General features: G+C 49.2%; 1 rRNA gene. It reads left to right on the top strand.

From position 1 onward, the window contains the following. Positions 1 to 184: 184 nt before the first annotated feature. Positions 185 to 3,048: ribosomal RNA gene (locus FFM62_RS09865) — 23S ribosomal RNA — on the top strand; the annotation flags it as partial.

Here is a 3,048-nt window from a genome sequence, read left to right as displayed (position 1 = left end):
CTATTAGTTCTTTGAAAACTGAATCATAATTGTAAATTTTTAAATTCATTTAAATTGATTTTTATCAATTAAATTGAGCCGAAAAAATACACCGCGTAATTTTTTGAGTTTTTTAAATAAGTTTAAAATCGCTTGTGACCATTGAGTCACAATACTCAAACGAAATCATCAACGAAAGTTGATCGGTTAAGTTATTAAGGGCGCATGGTGAATGCCTTGGCACTAGGAGCCGATGAAGGACGGGACTAACACCGATATGCCTCGGGGAGCTGTAAGTAAGCTTTGATCCGGGGATTTCCGAATGGGGGAACCTAACTTGTTATGCAAGTTATCGTTTAATGAATACATAGTTAAACGATGGTAGACGTTGTGAACTGAAACATCTCATTAGCAACAGGAGAATAAAGAAAAATCGATTCCGTCAGTAGCGGCGAGCGAACACGGAGAAGCCCAAACCAGAGTGCTTGCATTCTGGGGTTGTAGGACTACCGTTGTGGAGTTACAAATTTGTTTATTAGCAGAATCAGCTGGGAAGCTGAGCGACACTGGGTGATAGCCCCGTATGCGAAAGTAAGCAAACTCCCGTGTAGGATCCTGAGTACGGCTGGACACGTGAAATCCAGTTGGAAACTGCGAGGACCATCTCGTAAGGCTAAATACTCCCTAGTGACCGATAGTGAACCAGTACCGTGAGGGAAAGGTGAAAAGCACCCCGGAAGGGGAGTGAAAAAGTTCCTGAAACCATGTGCCTACAACAAGTTAGAGCCCGTTAATGGGTGATAGCGTGCCTTTTGTAGAATGAACCGGCGAGTTACGATAACATGCAAGGTTAAGGTGGAAAGACCGGAGCCGTAGCGAAAGCGAGTCTGAAATGGGCGAATGAGTATGTTGTTGTAGACCCGAAACCAGGTGACCTACCCATGTCCAGGGTGAAGGTGTGGTAAAACGCACTGGAGGCCCGAACCCATACATGTTGAAAAATGTTGGGATGAGGTGTGGGTAGCGGTGAAATTCCAATCGAACTTGGAGATAGCTGGTTCTCTCCGAAATAGCTTTAGGGCTAGCCTCGGAAGAAAGCGTGTTGGAGGTAGAGCACTGTTTTGGTGCGGGGCCCATCTCGGGTTACTAAACTAAGATAAACTCCGAATGCCAATCACGTATGTCCGGGAGTCAGACAGTGAGTGATAAGATCCATTGTCGAAAGGGGAACAGCCCAGATCGTCAGTTAAGGTCCCTAAGTGTGTGTTAAGTGGAAAAGGATGTGAAGTTGCATAGACAACTAGGATGTTGGCTCAGAAGCAGCCACCATTTAAAGAGTGCGTAATAGCTCACTAGTCGAGTGATTTTGCGCCGAAAATGTACCGGGGCTAAACACACCACCGAAACTACGGGTGCCACGTAAGTGGCGCGATAGGAGAGCGTTCTAAGAGCAATGAAGTCAGACCGTGAGGACTGGTGGAGCGCTTAGAAGTGAGAATGCCGGTATGAGTAGCGAAAGACAGGTGAGAATCCTGTCCACCGTATGACTAAGGTTTCCTGGGGAAGGCTCGTCCTCCCAGGGTTAGTCGGGACCTAAGGCGAGGCCGAAAGGCGTAGTCGATGGCTAACAGGTTGAGATTCCTGTACCAGGTGAACATGTTTGAACGATGGAGGGACGCAGAAGGCTAACGGATCCCAGCTGCTGGAAATGCTGGGTCAAGCAATGAGTCTTAGTGTGAGTTAAATGCTTGCACTTATACGGACAAGTTGTGATGAGGACCGAAATAAAGTAGGGAAGTCCGTGATGTCACGCTGCCGAGAAAAGCTTCTAGTTAGTGTTTACCTGCCCGTACCGCAAACCGACACAGGTAGTCGAGGAGAGCATCCTAAGGTGAGCGAGTGAACTCTCGTTAAGGAACTCGGCAAAATGACCCCGTAACTTCGGGAGAAGGGGTGCTCAGCGCAAGCTGAGCCGCAGTGAATAGGCCCAGGCGACTGTTTATCAAAAACACAGGTTTCTGCAAAATCGTAAGATGACGTATAGGGGCTGACACCTGCCCGGTGCTGGAAGGTTAAAAGGAGTACTTAGTTTCGACGAAGGTACGAATTGAAGCCCCAGTAAACGGCGGCCGTAACTATAACGGTCCTAAGGTAGCGAAATTCCTTGTCGGGTAAGTTCCGACCCGCACGAAAGGTGTAACGATCTGGGCGCTGTCTCAACGAGAGACTCGGTGAAATTTAAAGACCCGTGAAGATGCGGGTTACCCGCGACAGGACGGAAAGACCCCATGGAGCTTTACTGTAGCTTGATATTGAGTGTTTGTGCAGCTTGTACAGCATAGGTAGGAGCCGTAGAAATCGGGACGCTAGTTTCGATGGAGGCAAACGTGGGATACTACCCTCGTTGTATGAACACTCTAACTCACACCACTTAGCGTGGTGGAAGACAGTGTCTGGCAGGCAGTTTGACTGGGGCGGTCGCCTCCCAAAAAGTAACGGAGGCGCCCAAAGGTTCCCTCAGAATGGTTGGAAATCATTCGCAGAGTGTAAAGGCACAAGGGAGCTTGACTGTGAGACTTACCAGTCGAGCAGGTACGAAAGTAGGGCTTAGTGATCCGGTGGTTCCGCATGGAAGGGCCATCGCTCAACGGACAAAAGCTACCCTGGGGATAACAGGCTTATCTCCCCCAAGAGTCCACATCGACGGGGAGGTTTGGCACCTCGATGTCGGCTCATCGCATCCTGGGGCTGTAGTCGGTCCCAAGGGTTGGGCTGTTCGCCCATTAAAGCGGTACGCGAGCTGGGTTCAGAACGTCGTGAGACAGTTCGGTCCCTATCCGTCGCGGGCGTAGGAAATTTGAGAGGAGCTGCCCTTAGTACGAGAGGACCGGGGTGGACGTACCACTGGTGTATCAGTTGTTCCGCCAGGAGCATCGCTGAGTAGCTATGTACGGATGAGATAAACGCTGAAAGCATCTAAGTGTGAAACTCGCCTCGAGATGAGATTTCCCATTCAGAAATGAAGTAAGACCCCTCAGAGATGATGAGGTAGATAGGCTAGAAGTGGAC

It is taken from the genome of Weissella thailandensis, from assembly GCF_005405465.1.
GTDB lineage: Bacteria > Bacillota > Bacilli > Lactobacillales > Lactobacillaceae > Weissella > Weissella thailandensis.
This window is presented reverse-complemented; position numbering and strand designations above follow the sequence as displayed.